The organism is Legionella santicrucis (assembly GCF_001468135.1).
In the GTDB taxonomy this organism is placed as follows: domain Bacteria; phylum Pseudomonadota; class Gammaproteobacteria; order Legionellales; family Legionellaceae; genus Legionella; species Legionella santicrucis.
Genome location: NZ_LNYU01000091.1, coordinates 158,228 through 173,860 on the forward strand (window position 1 = coordinate 158,228; position 15,633 = coordinate 173,860).

Below are 15,633 nucleotides of genomic sequence, written 5' to 3' on the forward strand. Positions count from 1 at the left end.
TTTTTTTCAATAGAACCAATTATCGTTCTAATTGCGATACTATTCTCACCACAATGTGAAAACTCATTCTTTGAGTGCGATTCAGAAAAGGATTTAAAAAATGCAAATACTTCATAAATTGTCTCGTGATACCGAATGCCGTGATACTGATATTGCTATTATTGGGATGGGTTGTCGTTTCCCAGGCGGAGCAAATTCGTACCAGCAATTCTGGCAACTGCTTTTAAACAAATTTGATGCCATTTCACCGGTTCCCCAATCAAGATGGGATTCAAGAAAATTTTATCATCCAGACAGCAAACATCCGGCAAAGACTACTATTCAATCGGCTGGATTTATTGATCAAAATCTTGAAGACTTTGATCCACTATTTTTCGGTATTTCACCACGAGAGGCAGCAGCGATTGATCCGCTGCAACGCTTATTGTTAGAAGTATGCTGGGAATCTATTGAAGATGCGGGGATTCTGCTTAAGCAGCTTCATGGTAGCAAAACATCCGTGTTTATAGGTGGCTTTTGTCTTGATAATCAACTGCTTCAACTTAGCGAATTAAACCGTGCATTAATTGACTCACATACTGCGACCAGCTCAAGCATGACTTTATTAGCAAGCCGTCTTTCTTATACTTTTGATTTAAAAGGGCCATGCCTAACGCTGGATACTGCTTGCTCGTCTTCTTTAGTTGCCCTGCATTATGCCTGCCAAAGCATTATTCACAAGGAAGCAGATATGGCTATTGCTGGTGGTGCCAACGCCATGTTCAAACCAGAAAATGCCATAGTGATGAGTAAGGGACAATTTTTATCTCCAGATGCGAAATGCATGACTTTTGATGCCAAAGCAAATGGTTATGCTCGTGGCGAGGGGGTTGGCATTGTCATTTTAAAATCATTAAAACAAGCTTTATTAGACAACGACCGAATTCATGCCATCATATCTGCAACAGGGGTCAACCAGGATGGACATACTTTAGGAATTACATTGCCCAACGGAACAGCGCAACATGATTTAATGCGAGAGGTCTATCATAAGGCACAAGTTACAGTAAATGATATAGGTTATATTGAAGCCCATGGAACAGGTACACAAGCAGGGGATATAACAGAGGTTAACAGTATTAATGCCTTGTTTAACCAACGCAAAAAACCCGTTTATATAGGCTCTGTTAAAACCAATATTGGCCATTTGGAAGCAGCTGCAGGTGTTGCTGGGCTTATTAAAGCCGTTTTATGCTTAAAATATAAAAAAATACCAGCTAATTTACATTTTCATACCCCCAACCCTCATAGTTCATTGAATCAACTTACCGTACCTGTTGATACTGTGGATTGGCCAGAGGAGTCTTATGCTTCGGTGAACTCTTTTGGCTATGGCGGGACTAATGCTCATGCATTGCTGCGCACCATTGAACACTGTTCGGCCCAGGATCAGGAAAAATTTGAGGTGGATTTGTCTATACCCGTTGTATTTAGCGCCATGAATAATGCACGATTGGATGCAGGCATTAAGCAATATCTTCACTGGCTGTCGTGTAATCCTGGGTTACATTTGCGAGATATCGCTTACACGATGAATCATAAAAAAACACATTTTAATTATCGTTTGATCACCTTGGTTAAATCTAATGAGGAACTTATTAATAAACTAGCCAGCTATAATGCAGGAGAGTCCGTAGCGAATTTATTTACTGCCAACACAAGTACAGAAGAAGTCGTTTTTGTATTCACAGGTATGGGGCCACAACGGCCACAGATGGGAAAAGAGCTATTTGAAAAAGAACCCATATACAGACAAATGGTTCTTACTTGTGACTCGCACCTGCAAGCCATTGCAGGCTGGTCAATATTAGATGAATTATTTAAGCCAGAACAAGAAAGTTGTATGCATGAGCCCCGAATTGCACAATTGGCCAATTTTATTTTGCAAGTTAGTTTAACCACATTGTTATCTTCCTGGGGCGTAAAACCAGCAGCAGTAGTAGGACATAGCGTAGGAGAAATTGCCGCCTTTTATGTCAGTGGTGTGCTTGATTTACATGATGCCATTTTAATTTCTTACCATCGTAGTTGTCTGCAAAATAGTTTAATGGGCAGGGGAGAAATGCTTGCGGTAAATCTGTCACGTGACGAGATTCAACCGTTACTTGGCGGAAAATCTGTAGGTATAGCGGCAGTAAATAGTCCCAATAATATTACTTTATCAGGCGATAAAAAAGACATTCTGGATATAGCTCAGCAATTAACTGAAAACAAAGTTTTTAATCGATTACTCCATGTTAATTTGGCGTATCACAGTCAAGTTCTGGAACCGATAAAAAATGATTTTCTCAGCGCCATCGATTCTGTTCAGTTGTGTAAAAACACCATTCCTTTATATTCCACAGTAACAGGAAAAGCTATCTTATCCTCTACACTAACAGCATCCTATTGGTGGGATAATGCCAGAAAAACTGTAGAATTTGAGCTGGCTATTAACTCGTTACTAGAAGATGGCTTTAATAGTTTTATTGAAATTGGACCCCATCCGGTTCTTAAGAATTATTTAAATGAGATTGTCCAACAAACGCCACTGCAATTATTTCATACTTTAAACCGCCACAAAAAGAATGAAAGAGAGTATTTACTCGGTACTATTTGTGATTTGTATTGTAGAGGTATCCCTATTAATTTTAACGCATTACAGCCCTCTGGCCAATTTATTGATACCCCCCTGCAATTGTGGGCAAGAGAAAAATATTGGCGAGAAAGCGAAGCGTCAAAACAACAACGGATTGGCTCAAATAATGAGAACTGGTTTTATCAGGAAATAGCCACCACTCCCCCTTCCTGGCAAGTGGAATTAAATGAAGCATTTTTTCCTTATCTACGCGATCATCGAATTTTTAATATGCTGGTTTTTCCGGGAGCAGCTTATATTTCAGCTGCAATTGCGTTAAATAAAAAAAGCGATCCTGTCTCGTCTTGCATTATTGAAGACATGCGATTTAAATCCATGCTTGTTTATAATGAGAATGATCCACTTGTTTTAACCTTGACTCAGCAAAAGGAAATAAACAAATTTAGCCTACATACTTCCAATCATTCTTTAAGTCAGGAACATTGTACTGCTTTCTTATACCCAATGGATTTAACTTCACTAACATATCCTACGGATATAAATCAACTGAAAAACCAATTACAGGCTTTTAGTCCAATAGAACAATTATATGAATCCTTTGATAGATTAGGCTTAATTTATGGGAGTTCTTTTAGAACGATTCATACTATTTATCGAGGTGATAATCAAGTATTAGCTCAGTTAGTTTGGAATGGAGAACATCAAGAACTATTTGATCAAACCTCTATTTATCCTCCTTTACTGGATGGTGCATTTCAATCATTAATAGCCTTGCAACTTGACAAATCTAAAGCGTATTTACCTCATAGTATTAATAAAATTTTATTCTATAAACCACTGCCAAAATCTTGTTGGTCGCATGCTTTTTTAACTACTGTAAATGAAAAGACATTATTCGGTCATGTGGATATCGTTGATGAACATGGGGAGTTATGTCTGCAATTACAAGGCCTGCGCTTGAAGGCTGTCACATCAGCAAATTCGCTGCTTTCTTCGCACATTTACTATAAGGTGCAGTGGCATGAGCATACACTACAACCTGTTATTAAAGAACATCTTCAGAATCAATCCTGGATAGTGATTTATGACGGCAGTACCCATTCAGAGTTGGTGCAGCAATTAAAAAATACAATTCCGAATTTAATCTTTGTGAGTTGGGCAGATGAACGTCTGCAAATCAGTGATGCCCAATGGCAAATTTCTGCACATAGTTTGCAAGATTATTTATGGCTATGGCAATGTTACCAGCCTAAACATATTGTTTATATTAGCTCTATGGCAAATGATCTTTCCCTGGAATCTGTGTCGGAGCAAACCTGGGCGTTGATAGTACTAGCCCAATCCTTAAGCAAGCATAAAATTCCGCTTAACCTTTTTGTTCTCACCTGGGAAGCACAACATCCCTTTGATAAGAATCATCTAGCGTGCTCGGCATTGCCTAATTTGACCCGCGTTATAGAAAATGAAGTACCTTTTATTAATATTAAGGCCATAGATATCGATAGAGAAACTTCTTCCCAGCATATTCTTGCTGAATTGCTTTCATCGTTATCCTGCGACACTGTCGTTTATAGGAATAATGTTCGCTATATTCAACAAATTGAGCAGGGACAAGTGAAAAAAAATGAATTTCAAAATATATCTTTGAGTGAGCATAATGTTGAGTTGAAAATAACTCAACCTGGCTTATTGGATAGTCTCTTTTTTATCTCTGCTCCGATAAGAAAGCCTACGGCAAATGAAATTCAAATTAAAGTGTATGCCAGCGCGCTTAATTTCAAAGATTTATTAAAATTATCTAACAAACTGGATGATAAAATTACTGACAATACTTTTTTTGGTGATTCACTTGGTATGGAGGTAGCCGGTGTGATCACTGATATAGGATCGCAGGTGACGGGTTTTCAATGTGGTGACGAAGTCATCGCACCCTTGCCTCAAAATTTCTCTTCATATGCTTATGTCGATCAACGTTATGTTCTGCGCAAACCGAGTACGCTTGATTTTTATCAAGCCCCGGTATTAACAGGTTTTTTGGCGGCTTACCGTGGATTAGTGCAAATTGCCGATATTCAACCAGGTGAAAAAGTCCTTATTCATAATGCAACAGGCGGAGTGGGGATAGCAGCAATTCAAATAGCACAATGGAAACAAGCAGAAATTTATGCAACTGCTGGCACTACAGAAAAACGAGCCTATCTTCAAACGCTAGGTATTAAATATATCTACGATTCAAGAACCTCATTATTCAAAGAGCAAGTATTGCGTGACACCTATGGTTATGGGGTTGATGTAGTGATTAATTCTATCGCAGGCGACGCGTTGATACATAGTTTTAATTTATTAGCGCCATATGGTCGGTTTATAGAAATTGGCAAGAGAGATATAGCTGAAAACACGCTTCTGCCTATGCAGGCATTTAATCAGAATATTAGCTTTTCAGCGATTGATATTGACCGCATGCTTGTAAATAAAATGGATAGTATTTCAGCCATGTCAAAAACCATCTTGGCTCTGTTCGAAGAAGGTATTTTAACTCCACAGCCTGTTAAAGTTTTTCCAGCATCAGCAATTAAAGATGCTTTTCATTTTATGTTACAAAGTAAGCATATAGGCAAAATAGTTATTGATTATAAAAATCAGCAGTGTCCCGTAGCAATCCCATGTAAAACAGTCGATAGCCAGGCGTCATATATTGTTACTGGAGGTACTTCAGGGTTTGGTCTTGAAGCAGGAACATTACTTGCTAGAGAAGGTGCGGGCAAGGTGTATTTATTAAGCCGTCACGGACAAAGGGATCTTTCTTTGCCTTATGCCAATCTTGAAGCCAGGGCATTGGATGTCAGTGATAAAAAAGCTTTAACTGCATTATTTGTTGAGATTAGTCAAAGCCCATTTCCCCTGAAAGGTATTGTGCATAGCGCCATGGTTTTGGATGACTCTTTAATTCATCAACTCGAACGAGAGCAATTTGATAGGGTTTTACAACCTAAGGTAGCAGGAGCTATTAATTTACATGAGTTAACCGAAACACTGGATCTGGATTTTTTTATAGTGTTCTCATCAATTTCATCGCTTATTGGAACTATAGGTCAAGCAAGCTACGTGGTAGCGAATGGCTTTTTAGATGCACTTGCTGATTATCGCCAACAGCATGATTTACCTTGCACTTCAATTAATTGGGGTGTATTTACACAAACAGGTGTTGTGGCCCGTAGTGAATATTTACAACCGCTTTTAAATACTGCAGGTATTAAAGGATTTAATAATGATACGGCATTACACATTCTAAATAATTTGTTCTGCGCACCTTCTCAGTCTTTAGGTATATTCGATATTGACTGGGAGCAGTGGTCAAAACAGTATAAAAAAATGGCATCAAAATCTTTATTTAACTCACTACTAACGCAAAATAAGGAACACGAATTGACACACTCTTCATTACATGAAGAGTTAATGTTATTACCTGACAATGCAAGAATGGATCAACTAAGCCAAATAATTAGAGATAAACTAGCTGTTATTTTAAAAATGCAAGCGACACAAATCGATATTAACGAAAATATAACTTATTACGGCGTAGATTCTATTTTAGCTATAGAGTTGGTTAATCTGTTACGATCGACTCTGGAAATAACCCTATCGCCTGCTGATTTTATGGAGGGTAAAAGCATTAAAGAGTTAGCAGGTTTATTAAATGCACGGTATCAACCTATCTCGGCTTAACCCTCGAGATTGATCAAGGATTGAACCTGAATGGTCATTGCAATAACTGGTTGTTCATACCCTTCAGGCTTAATCCAGTCACTACAGGGACTGAATTGATAATGCTGGTAATACGGCACCATCTCTTCGTGTGCTTCGATAAAGATACGCTGGATATTTTTATCTCTTGCATGAGTTAATACTGTTTGCAGTAAACAGTAAGAGACTGAGGTATGATGATATTCCGGCAATATACAAAAAAAACTGAATAATGCACAGTTGTCTGTCAGATAATGAGCCGGCACCTTATGATCTTTTAATATAAAATTGTCTGTACTTTCCAGACAGCTGAAAGGAGTTACACGCAAGGTCCCTACTGGATTATCATTGATGCTAGCTAGGAACAGATAAGATATATCGTCAATTTGGTTGGAGAATAGTTGAAGCCCATGATTCATGCCAGGAGGACTATGATGCTTATATACCTGACTAAAGATATAATACCGTAATCTAAATATCTTTTCTCTTTGCTGGATATCCCGCTTACTGACAAGTTTAATATCAATATGTTCTTTCATGTGAAACTCTCTATGGGGACAAAAGATTGAATGTAACTCAAGGGTCATGAAACGTCTATTTTTATAAACTATTTTCGCATTAGTTATTAAAAAATCTTCAAAACCAATTCTTTTGATTTGAATAAATTAATCAATAAATTTTTAGAAAATACTCCAAAAAAGATCTGGTGCGTACATCAGGCCCAGTTTTTTGTAACTTTGTCGACCTATTTAACCGCATTATCCGTACCGTGAGTAAATCTTAATTGGCTATAATTAATATATATTATTGGTTTTAAGAGAATAAGTTAAAATGCACCTCTCCCATATAGATTTTTTATTACCTGAACCTCAACACGCCGTTCATAGGTCTACTGAAATTCCGAGATTATCTAATCCAGAAGAAGCTCTTTCTCATTTCAAAAAAAACTATCCAAGAGATAGATTATGGCAATTAGCTGTGGATGGTGCTCTTTATTCCCCTTGGGAGTGCGCCTATCAGGCACGACATGATGCAGGATATGATTCTAAATTGAAGGATAAAAAAAGACCTGAAAGAGGTTGGAGACTTTATGAATTAAGAGAACCAGGAAGTCTTGCGGCATTTTTTAGAGGCTTAAAAAGAGCCATGCAAGATATAGAGGACAAAACTATTAGTGAACAATTAATAAAAGACTTGCATGCAGCTGTCAGTATCAATGTGAATGGAGAAATGATAGAAGAACTAAAGCCTGGCGAGTTTAAACAACGAGAGAACCAATTTACAATTTATTTTGAAAAAAAACGCGTCACAGTAAAAGGTTTAAAAGATTTTCTTGATAAATTAGAAAATAAGAAATTTGGCGATATTAAAGATAACGATTCAGCTATCTTATTGTATTTTAAAAATAAAAGTCAAAATACACCGTTGTTTTGTGAGAACTTTGCAAAAATTAAAGCAAAATACCATCTAGCAAATAACGAAGAGCTTGCTCAATTTATTCTGGATAATTGTATTGGTTATAATTACAACGCCCCATGGCCGAATTATGTTAAAAGTTTATTAAAAGAAGCTATAGAAGAATATAATACAGAGCTTACTGAATTATATAATAATACGAATCCTGATCCCGATGCTATTTTAGAGTTGATCGGGAAAACGATTGAAACCTGTGAACAAATTCATCCCTTTATTGATGCCAATGGCAGAACTTTTGTTAATTTACTTTTAAATCGATTGTTAATACAAAATGGTTTTCCCCCCGCTACATTTTTTCAGCCAAATCTTTTTGATGCACATGATTACCATGTGGAAGTTTTAAAGCGTGCCATGCTGAATACCTTAGAAATTTATAAAGGCCAAAATGTGTTTGGTTTTAATATAAGAGAGATGTGTAAAGAAGATCAGGAGTTTTTTAATCCATGTAATCTCTATTTAATATCTCTAGATGATAAAGCACAAATAGATAAGAATACTTTAAAAAGAGCAAGGGAAAAGGGCACACCTATCTTAATTAAAATAGGAGATAAATTTCAAATATATGGCGACTCACGAGGAAATGGGATGTGGAATTTCACCGAAATTGAAGACTCGAATTTTAATCTTAGGGCATTACCTTTTGAGGAAGGAATCATTAAACGTGATAATCCACTATTCTCAACAGATCTTATCGAGCGATTAAAACCTGGCCATGTGTTTTTTGCAAATTTTTGCGAATTGGAAGAATTTGAAAAAATGAGTGATTCTTCCCCATTGGATCAAGAAATGCTAAGAAAGCTCTTGAAAAATGCACTCATTAGGGATGATGTTGAAAAGTTTATTGAGCTTTTAGAAGAGGGGGTAAATCTAGAAGACATCAATGAAGTACCTATTTTATTTTTTGCGATTTCGCAAAATGCCTCTGATATTGCTCGTTACCTGCAAGAGAAAGGAATATGCAAGTCTGATGCTGCATTTAAGGGAGAAACACCCTTAATGTATGCGATAAAAAACAATAAAAAATGTGTGAACATTTTAGCAGAATATATAGATGACATTGATGCATTAGAAAAAGCCAAAAGACTGTGCAAGCAAGACTCAGAGGACCATTTCGATCTTGACCGAAGAATCCAAACATTAAAAAAAGCAAACAAAGGTTTAAAGGATAAAACTTCTCAGCAATCATCTCAAACAGCGACTCAAACTTCCCCACCCCACTTGGAATCCTCAATAAATTTCTCTTATTCAATAAGCAAGAGAACAACAATTTTTTCACCAAATGCATCTAAAGAAGCGTCACAAACAAATTCTACTGAAGCTAAGACGAGCTCAACTTTGCAATCAAGAAAACCTAAGTGACACAAACTCGGTAGATAATAATCAATATTTAAAAATTTAACGCCATATTCTCATTATAAGAGCGGTATTTGTGAGTATAATTTATTGAGTACTATGAAATAATTATAAGCTGAACTAATTTTTTGAGATGGTTGGATGTTTTTTAAAAATGACACACTTGTTCAATCAAAAATTTTTAATTGCACAGATAATTATATGTATATTGCAAAAGTACAAATGAAACAGAAAGTTCTTTAATGCTGTAAAACCAACTGGCAAAAGGTAGATTATCATCACTTCTGTTACCAACAATTGAATTCTAATGCCTTTTATCTTAACATCAGAACTAAATATCAAAGCCTATATAGAGTACAAACCTTCGAATTTATAAACTAGAGATTACTTTTTTGATTCAGAATAAAATTTCAGCACTTAGACTTCTTACAGTTGCACATGTTTTTTTTATAACTATCAGCAATATATTAGTACAATACCCTTTTGAACTCTTTGGTTTTCACACTACTTGGGGGGCTTTTACTTATCCCTTCATTTTTATTTTGACCGATCTGACTACTCGGCTCTCTAATGCCAAGACAGCTCGAAGCATCATTTTTCTTAGTATGATTCCCGGATTACTCATCTCCTATTTTATAGCAAGCTCTATTGAAATTCTTGGAGCCTTAAGCTGGAATAGTTTTTTTGCAATACACTATATGCCTTTACGTATTGCATTAGGATGCTTCGTTGCCTATGTCATTGGCCAGTTTATGGATATCTTTATTTTTCAACGCCTTCGAAATAGCTCATCTTGGTGGGTGGCTCCTGCTCTTTCAACTACAATAGGAAATATAATAGATACCCTTTTGTTTTTTACTATTGCGTTTTACCATAGTACCCATCCTTTTTTGAGCCAACATTGGCCGGAAATAGCCATCGTTGATGTCTGTTTTAAAATTATAATCAGTCTGATAGCCTTTGTTCCTATCTATGGCTGCGTGTTACATTTTTTTAGTATCATATATAGGGATAAAGTTACGGCATAATCACTAAAATTTAGAGTTATTTCACCTATTAATAACTCCGATATATTCAGCCATCCACTAGGTGTTGAGGCTGCTCGTTTTCGCATAATAAAATTTTAGCCCATGATCTATCATTGGTTATCTTCCAGTCCTTCAATATTTGGAGGATGGCAAATGTAATGATTGCTTGAAATTGGGCTTAGTTGACTAATATAAAAAAAGTGGGTTTGGTCATGATAAAAGTTGGACAATTTAATAAATTAAAAATGGTACGAGAGGCTCCTTTTGGGGTGTATCTTCAAGGAGGAGAGTGGGGGGAAATTTTATTACCCAATAAATTTGTCCCTAAAAACGCTTTAGTTGGTGATATGCTGAATGTATTTATTTATTTTGATTCAGATGACAAAATTATAGCGACAACAGTACGCCCCCATGCCAAATTAGGTAACTGTGCTTTTTTAAAAGTGATTGATGTGAATTCTGTAGGAGCTTTTCTTGATTGGGGATTAGATAAAGATTTATTGGTACCCAAACCAGAACAACACCGCCCTATGGAAAAGGGAAAATCTTATCTTGTCTATTTAAAGCAAGACAATCAAGGACGCATTATTGCAAGCTCAAAAATCGATTATTTTTTGGATAGAACAGCAGCTCACTTTAAGCCAGGTGAAGAGGTTAGTCTACTTATTGCGGATAGTACACCGTTAGGACGAAAAGTAATTATCAACAACAGTCACTGGGGATTAATCCATGCAGGTGATATTTTTCAAACATTAATTTATGGCGAAAAAATAAAAGGGTACATTAAGAAGGTACGTGAAGATAATAAAATTGATGTTGTTTTAAGACAAATAGGACAAAATAGTATTAATGAATTAGCGCAACGAATTTTATCAAAACTTGAACATCATGATGGTTTTTTAGCATTGCATGACAAAAGCTCTCCTGCAGAAATTCAGCAAATATTTGCTGAGAGCAAAAAAAATTTTAAAAGTGCATTGGGGCAACTATATAAACGAGGTTTGATTGATATTGAAGAGAAAGGTATTCGTTTACAGACAGAAAAAAAGAGGCGCTAATAAAAAAGCTTATCTATTACAACTTTTTATCTTTTGTATTTTGGCGATCCAATAAATCCATAAAATCCTTTTTTATTTTGTCTCATTTTATGATAGATAAGGTAATAGGAATGATGTTTACTTTGATGTATTGCCAAAGCCCGTCTTTGAATTTTTCCTAACAGGAAGATCACAGACATCTGTAAAGTATCTTTCCAAATACCGATGATCACCTGCTGGTAATGGGCGTTGTTAAAAAGCCACTCATTTAAGCAGCCCCATTGACTGAATTAAAAAAGCTTTAATCATTTTTCATCCCCTCCTTCAACATCAGTTATTTTTTTACCCACTCTCCTTCAGAGTTTTTTTCATATTCTTTTTTTACTGCATTCCAGGCAACTGCATGAGCAGTCTCTTCTCTGTCACGATCTCCCTGCCTTTTCTCTGGTTCATCATATTGATCCCATGCATTATTATATGCTTCCTTATAAATTTCCTGTGCATGTTTAGGCAAGTTATCCTTAACGCTATCAGGTAGGTCAGTGATTTTTTTATATGGCATCAGAGTCTCCTTTCTTTCATATAATATGTTACAAAATGCAACCAGAATTTGTTATGGTGATTACTATGTCCTAAAATAATTCAATACTCATATTTTCTACCATGCAATTAATGAGTAAGATATTTTATAGATTTTTTGTCTCTTTTAGTTTACTTAATTCATCCTTTGCCTCATTTAAAATATCTTTTTGCTCCTGAGATAGTTTCTTTCCAGCTCGATTAATATAAAAACTAAGCATAGACATAGCAGATTGATAAATTGAACCTTTTCGACGCGTACTTTTTTCAGCTGAATGTATTAAAGATTTAGCAATCTTTTTCGGATCTTTCCAGGTAAAAACACCTTTTTCTAAATCTAAAGCATGACTCTTTTGAGTCACACTTCGAGACCATTTATCTTTCTTTGTCATAAAAAATTCTTTTAAATAGATACAATTCAACTAGTTACTTTCAAAAGATGACGAATTTGCTGACAATTATTGAGTAATAATCTACCGCAATTGTAGGAAAGATAACTACCCTAACTCCTTTGCCTATAATTTTAGTTGATCAAAATAAAAACAATAAGAGCATGTTAATCGACAACCTGAACTTCTTCGGCACATAGCCCTTTTTGCCCATTTCCATATTTAAATAGAACCTTATCGCCTTCTTCGAGTGTTTTAAACCCACTTAGTTGAATGGAACTAAAATGTACAAAATAATCCTTGCCATTACTTTGAATAAATCCGAATCCTTTGCGTTCGTTAAACCATTTAACAGTCCCTTTTATTTTTTCTGACATATTTATTATTCCTTTATTAAATAATAATTTAGTTTCTATGCATTTCTATTCATTTTCAGATATAAATCATTAAAATGTGTTATTAATTTTCTGAATAAATTCCATTTCCATGATTTATTGATGAAGTATCTCTTAGTTTAGTTCTAGTTTTTTTTATACAATGATGGATCTTACTTATAAAAACTAAGGGAAATAGGGATGTATTAAAAATAGCTTAGTGATTGTTATCCCAACCAAGAATCTATGATATTAGATGACTCCTATATCCATATCTTTGCTGATCCAGAAAGTACGAATAGCCCAGCAATTAGAGCTTATAAAAAAGCAGGGATTAAAACCGTAGCTCAGCAGCAGTTACCAGTGAGTTATGGATGATTCGAAAACAAAATTTCCCTCAGAAATTGTAATGACAGCTATCATGCTCAAGCCATATGAGGGAGAATCTGGCTAGAGAAATATTTAATCCAGCTCAAATTCGCAAATACCGACATTACTCATTTTAATTCATCGAGTCGCAAAGATTGTTTTATTTTCCAATAATCCGTCCATGGATCTTCTCTTAACAACTTGAGACGGTTAGGCAATGTTTTTAAAGTAAATTCAGAATCACGCTTATCGTTAGTAAGCTCATCCCAAGAAATAGGGACAGCAACAGGTGCATGCGCACGTGCTCTTGTTGAATAAGGACTAATTGCGGTTGCACCACGTTGATTGCGTAAATAATCAATAAAAATTTTGCCTTTACGTTTGGATTTAGTCATTTTACTCACGTAACATTCAGGATTTATTTTTTCGAGAAACGCCACAAAAACATGTGCAAAATTTTTCACTTCATCCCACCCATATTCTGGTTGTATAGGTACAACCACATGTAATCCTTTACCACCTGTTGTTTTGACAAAAGAAGTTAATTTAAATTCTTGCAAATATTTTTTTACTTCCAAAGCAGATTTAACTGTTGTCTCCCAAGCAACTGATGGATCAGGATCTAAATCAATAACAATAAAATCTGGTTTTTCTATGTCTGCAATTAGACTCCCCCATGGATGAATTTCTAAAACATCCATTTGTATCAAACTATATAATCCATCTTTAGTATTCAAATAAATGAATTGCTCTTTTTTTCCCACTTTAGCTTCTACAGTAATCGCTTTTAAAGCTTTAGGTGTAGACTCAGTATAATGACGTTGAAAAAAGCAATCATTCCGATTTTCAGTGCATCGTACTAGTGATAAAACCCTATCTTTAATAAAGGGCATTATATGCTCAGCTACAATTTCATAATAATTAAGTAAATCTCTTTTGGTAATTTCTTCTTCAAGATAAAGTACTTTATCAGGATGAGTTATTTTAAATGAATGTTTCTGAGTATCCAGTTTCACTTTCTTCACTGCATCGCTTTTATGCACAATATTTTTTTCCTCCTTAAATATCTCCTCTGGCTTTTTATCCAAACGTAATCCTTTAAAACTTGGATGACGTAAATGACTTTCTGCTGTCCACTCAGTAAACTCCACCTCCACCACCCATTTGGGTTTTACCCATATTACATCATTAGAATCAGGAGTTTTTTTATTAAAAGGCTTCTTAGTTTGAGGTTCTTTTTGTAAAAGAGTAAAAATTTCTTGAAGTGACTCCTCTGTAAATCCTGTCCCCACTTTCCCTACAAATTCTAACTTCCCATGCTCGTTATAAACCCCTAAAAATAAAGATCGAAAATAGTGACGCCTTCCCTTAGAAGGAATATATCCTATAATAATAAATTCTTGCCTTTGTTGGCATTTTACCTTCAACCATGTTGTACTTCGCTTGGATAAATAGGGGCTATCTATTCGTTTGGAAATTATTCCTTCGAGAGATAAATCACAAGATTGCTGAAAAAGAAAACCGCCATTCCCTATAATATGGTCACTATAACGAAGCGTTTTATTTTCTCCTGCTAATAATTCTTTTAAAATCTGCTTACGCTTTAATAAGGGTAAAGATCTTAAATCAAATTGATCGTAATAAAGAATGTCGAAAATATAATAAACATAAGGAGCATTTGCGTTAACTTTAATAGTATTTTGTAACAATTGAAAATCAGAATATCCATGCTTATCAAGCAACACAAGCTCTCCATCCAAAATGACTCGCTGCAATGATAATTTTTTAATTGCTTGTTCTATCGACAATAAATAGCTGGTCCAATCATTATTGTTACGTGTTTTTAAATGAATCTTTTTATCATGAATAAAAGCAATGATTCGATATCCATCAAACTTTATTTCATGCAACCACTCTGGACCTTCCGGAGCCTTATCCGCTAGAGTTGCTAATTGAGGTTGAATAAATTCAGGAAAAGGAATAATTGGCAAACTATTTGGTAATTTCAAAAGTCCATCGTCATGTTTTTTTTTAAGCCTAAATTTTTAGTCGGCTTCTCCATTAGTCCTTCTTTTGTCCATAAAAAACGAAATTTTTTACTTATTTCCTCAATAGACTGATGAGTCAATACACTATTTGGTGCCTCCAAAGTAACATCATAATCTTCTAATTTTTGAGCAAATTCATCTTTATATTTAATTAAAAACCATTGGTTCTCTTCTTTAAAACGAAGCAAATCCCAACGTCCTTTTAATTTTTTAGCATTTAACTCAAATCGTAAATGTCCCGCTTTATAGGCCTCTTCGGGATTTTTATCCAGAGTTTTCCAAAAACCTTGGTCCCAAAGCATCACAACACCAGCACCATATTGGCCTTTGGGTATAACTCCTTCAAAATAGCCATACTCAACTGGATGGTCTTCAACATGTATTGCTAAACGCTTCACTAAAGGATCAAAACAAGGGCCTTTGGGAATCGCCCAACTGAGTAATACTCCATTCAATTCTAACCGAAAATCATAATGGAGATGGCTGGCTGCATGTTTTTGAATAACAAATAAAAATTTGTTTTCATGAGAAACATTGCCTTGAGGTTCAGGAGTTTTATTAAAATTCCTTTTCTTTCGATAAGACTCCAAACGCATGGCTATCTCCATGATGTATTATC

At 35.3% G+C, this 15,633-nt stretch carries 11 protein-coding genes; 5 read left to right on the forward strand and 6 right to left on the reverse strand.

The window, feature by feature from the left end; translation table 11 throughout:
- Positions 1–100 precede the first annotated feature (100 nt).
- Positions 101–6,343, forward strand: a complete 6,243-nt coding sequence (locus Lsan_RS18400) for a type I polyketide synthase (protein ID WP_058515574.1) — start codon at positions 101–103, stop codon at positions 6,341–6,343.
- Here Lsan_RS18400 and Lsan_RS18405 read toward each other — a convergent pair.
- On the reverse strand, positions 6,340–6,900 hold the full coding sequence (locus Lsan_RS18405) for a GNAT family N-acetyltransferase (RefSeq protein WP_058515575.1): 561 nt from the start codon (positions 6,898–6,900) through the stop codon (positions 6,340–6,342). The genes Lsan_RS18400 and Lsan_RS18405 overlap by 4 nt on opposite strands.
- A 292-nt stretch (positions 6,901–7,192) precedes the next feature.
- Between Lsan_RS18405 and Lsan_RS18410 the strand changes: the two genes are divergently transcribed.
- The 3 genes from Lsan_RS18410 (at position 7,193) to Lsan_RS18420 (ending at position 11,276) form a co-directional block, all read left to right on the forward strand.
- On the forward strand, positions 7,193–9,196 hold the full coding sequence (locus Lsan_RS18410) for an ankyrin repeat domain-containing protein (protein ID WP_058515576.1): 2,004 nt from the start codon (positions 7,193–7,195) through the stop codon (positions 9,194–9,196).
- 386 nt (positions 9,197–9,582) lie between these two features.
- Positions 9,583–10,218: a 7-cyano-7-deazaguanine/7-aminomethyl-7-deazaguanine transporter gene (locus Lsan_RS18415; protein WP_058515577.1), complete on the forward strand. Its 636-nt coding sequence runs from the start codon at positions 9,583–9,585 to the stop codon at positions 10,216–10,218.
- Positions 10,219–10,430: 212 nt separating this feature from the next.
- Positions 10,431–11,276 carry a CvfB family protein gene (locus Lsan_RS18420; RefSeq protein ID WP_058515578.1) on the forward strand — a complete coding sequence of 282 codons (846 nt, stop codon included), beginning with the start codon at positions 10,431–10,433 and terminating at the stop codon, positions 11,274–11,276.
- Between the two features lie 313 nt (positions 11,277–11,589).
- On the opposite strand, the gene Lsan_RS18425 is transcribed toward Lsan_RS18420, so the two are convergent.
- The 3 genes from Lsan_RS18425 to Lsan_RS18435 all read right to left on the reverse strand — a co-directional run bounded on the left by Lsan_RS18425 (position 11,590) and on the right by Lsan_RS18435 (position 12,600).
- Positions 11,590–11,817 carry a ChaB family protein gene (locus Lsan_RS18425; protein WP_058515579.1) on the reverse strand — a complete coding sequence of 76 codons (228 nt, stop codon included), beginning with the start codon at positions 11,815–11,817 and terminating at the stop codon, positions 11,590–11,592.
- 124 nt (positions 11,818–11,941) lie between these two features.
- Complete coding sequence (locus Lsan_RS18430) at positions 11,942–12,226, reverse strand: DUF3175 domain-containing protein (RefSeq protein ID WP_058515580.1); 285 nt, start codon at positions 12,224–12,226, stop codon at positions 11,942–11,944.
- Positions 12,227–12,390: 164 nt separating this feature from the next.
- On the reverse strand, positions 12,391–12,600 hold the full coding sequence (locus tag Lsan_RS18435) for a cold-shock protein (RefSeq protein WP_058515581.1): 210 nt from the start codon (positions 12,598–12,600) through the stop codon (positions 12,391–12,393).
- 243 nt (positions 12,601–12,843) lie between these two features.
- On the opposite strand from Lsan_RS18435, the gene Lsan_RS23415 reads away from it, so the two are divergent.
- The gene (locus tag Lsan_RS23415) at positions 12,844–12,975 is read left to right on the forward strand and encodes a hypothetical protein (RefSeq protein ID WP_272947163.1); all 132 of its coding nucleotides are present in this window, start codon (positions 12,844–12,846) and stop codon (positions 12,973–12,975) included.
- A gap of 119 nt (positions 12,976–13,094) precedes the next feature.
- Here the strand turns inward: Lsan_RS23415 and ligD are convergent, their stop codons facing one another.
- Both ligD and Lsan_RS22725 read right to left on the reverse strand, forming a co-directional pair.
- Entirely contained in the window at positions 13,095–14,975 is a 1,881-nt protein-coding gene (ligD, locus tag Lsan_RS18440) for a DNA ligase D (protein ID WP_237762208.1), read from the reverse strand.
- The gene (locus tag Lsan_RS22725; RefSeq protein ID WP_193392755.1) at positions 14,972–15,610 is read right to left on the reverse strand and encodes a DNA polymerase ligase N-terminal domain-containing protein; all 639 of its coding nucleotides are present in this window, start codon (positions 15,608–15,610) and stop codon (positions 14,972–14,974) included. Before Lsan_RS22725 ends, ligD begins: the two co-directional genes overlap by 4 nt.
- Positions 15,611–15,633 lie beyond the last annotated feature (23 nt).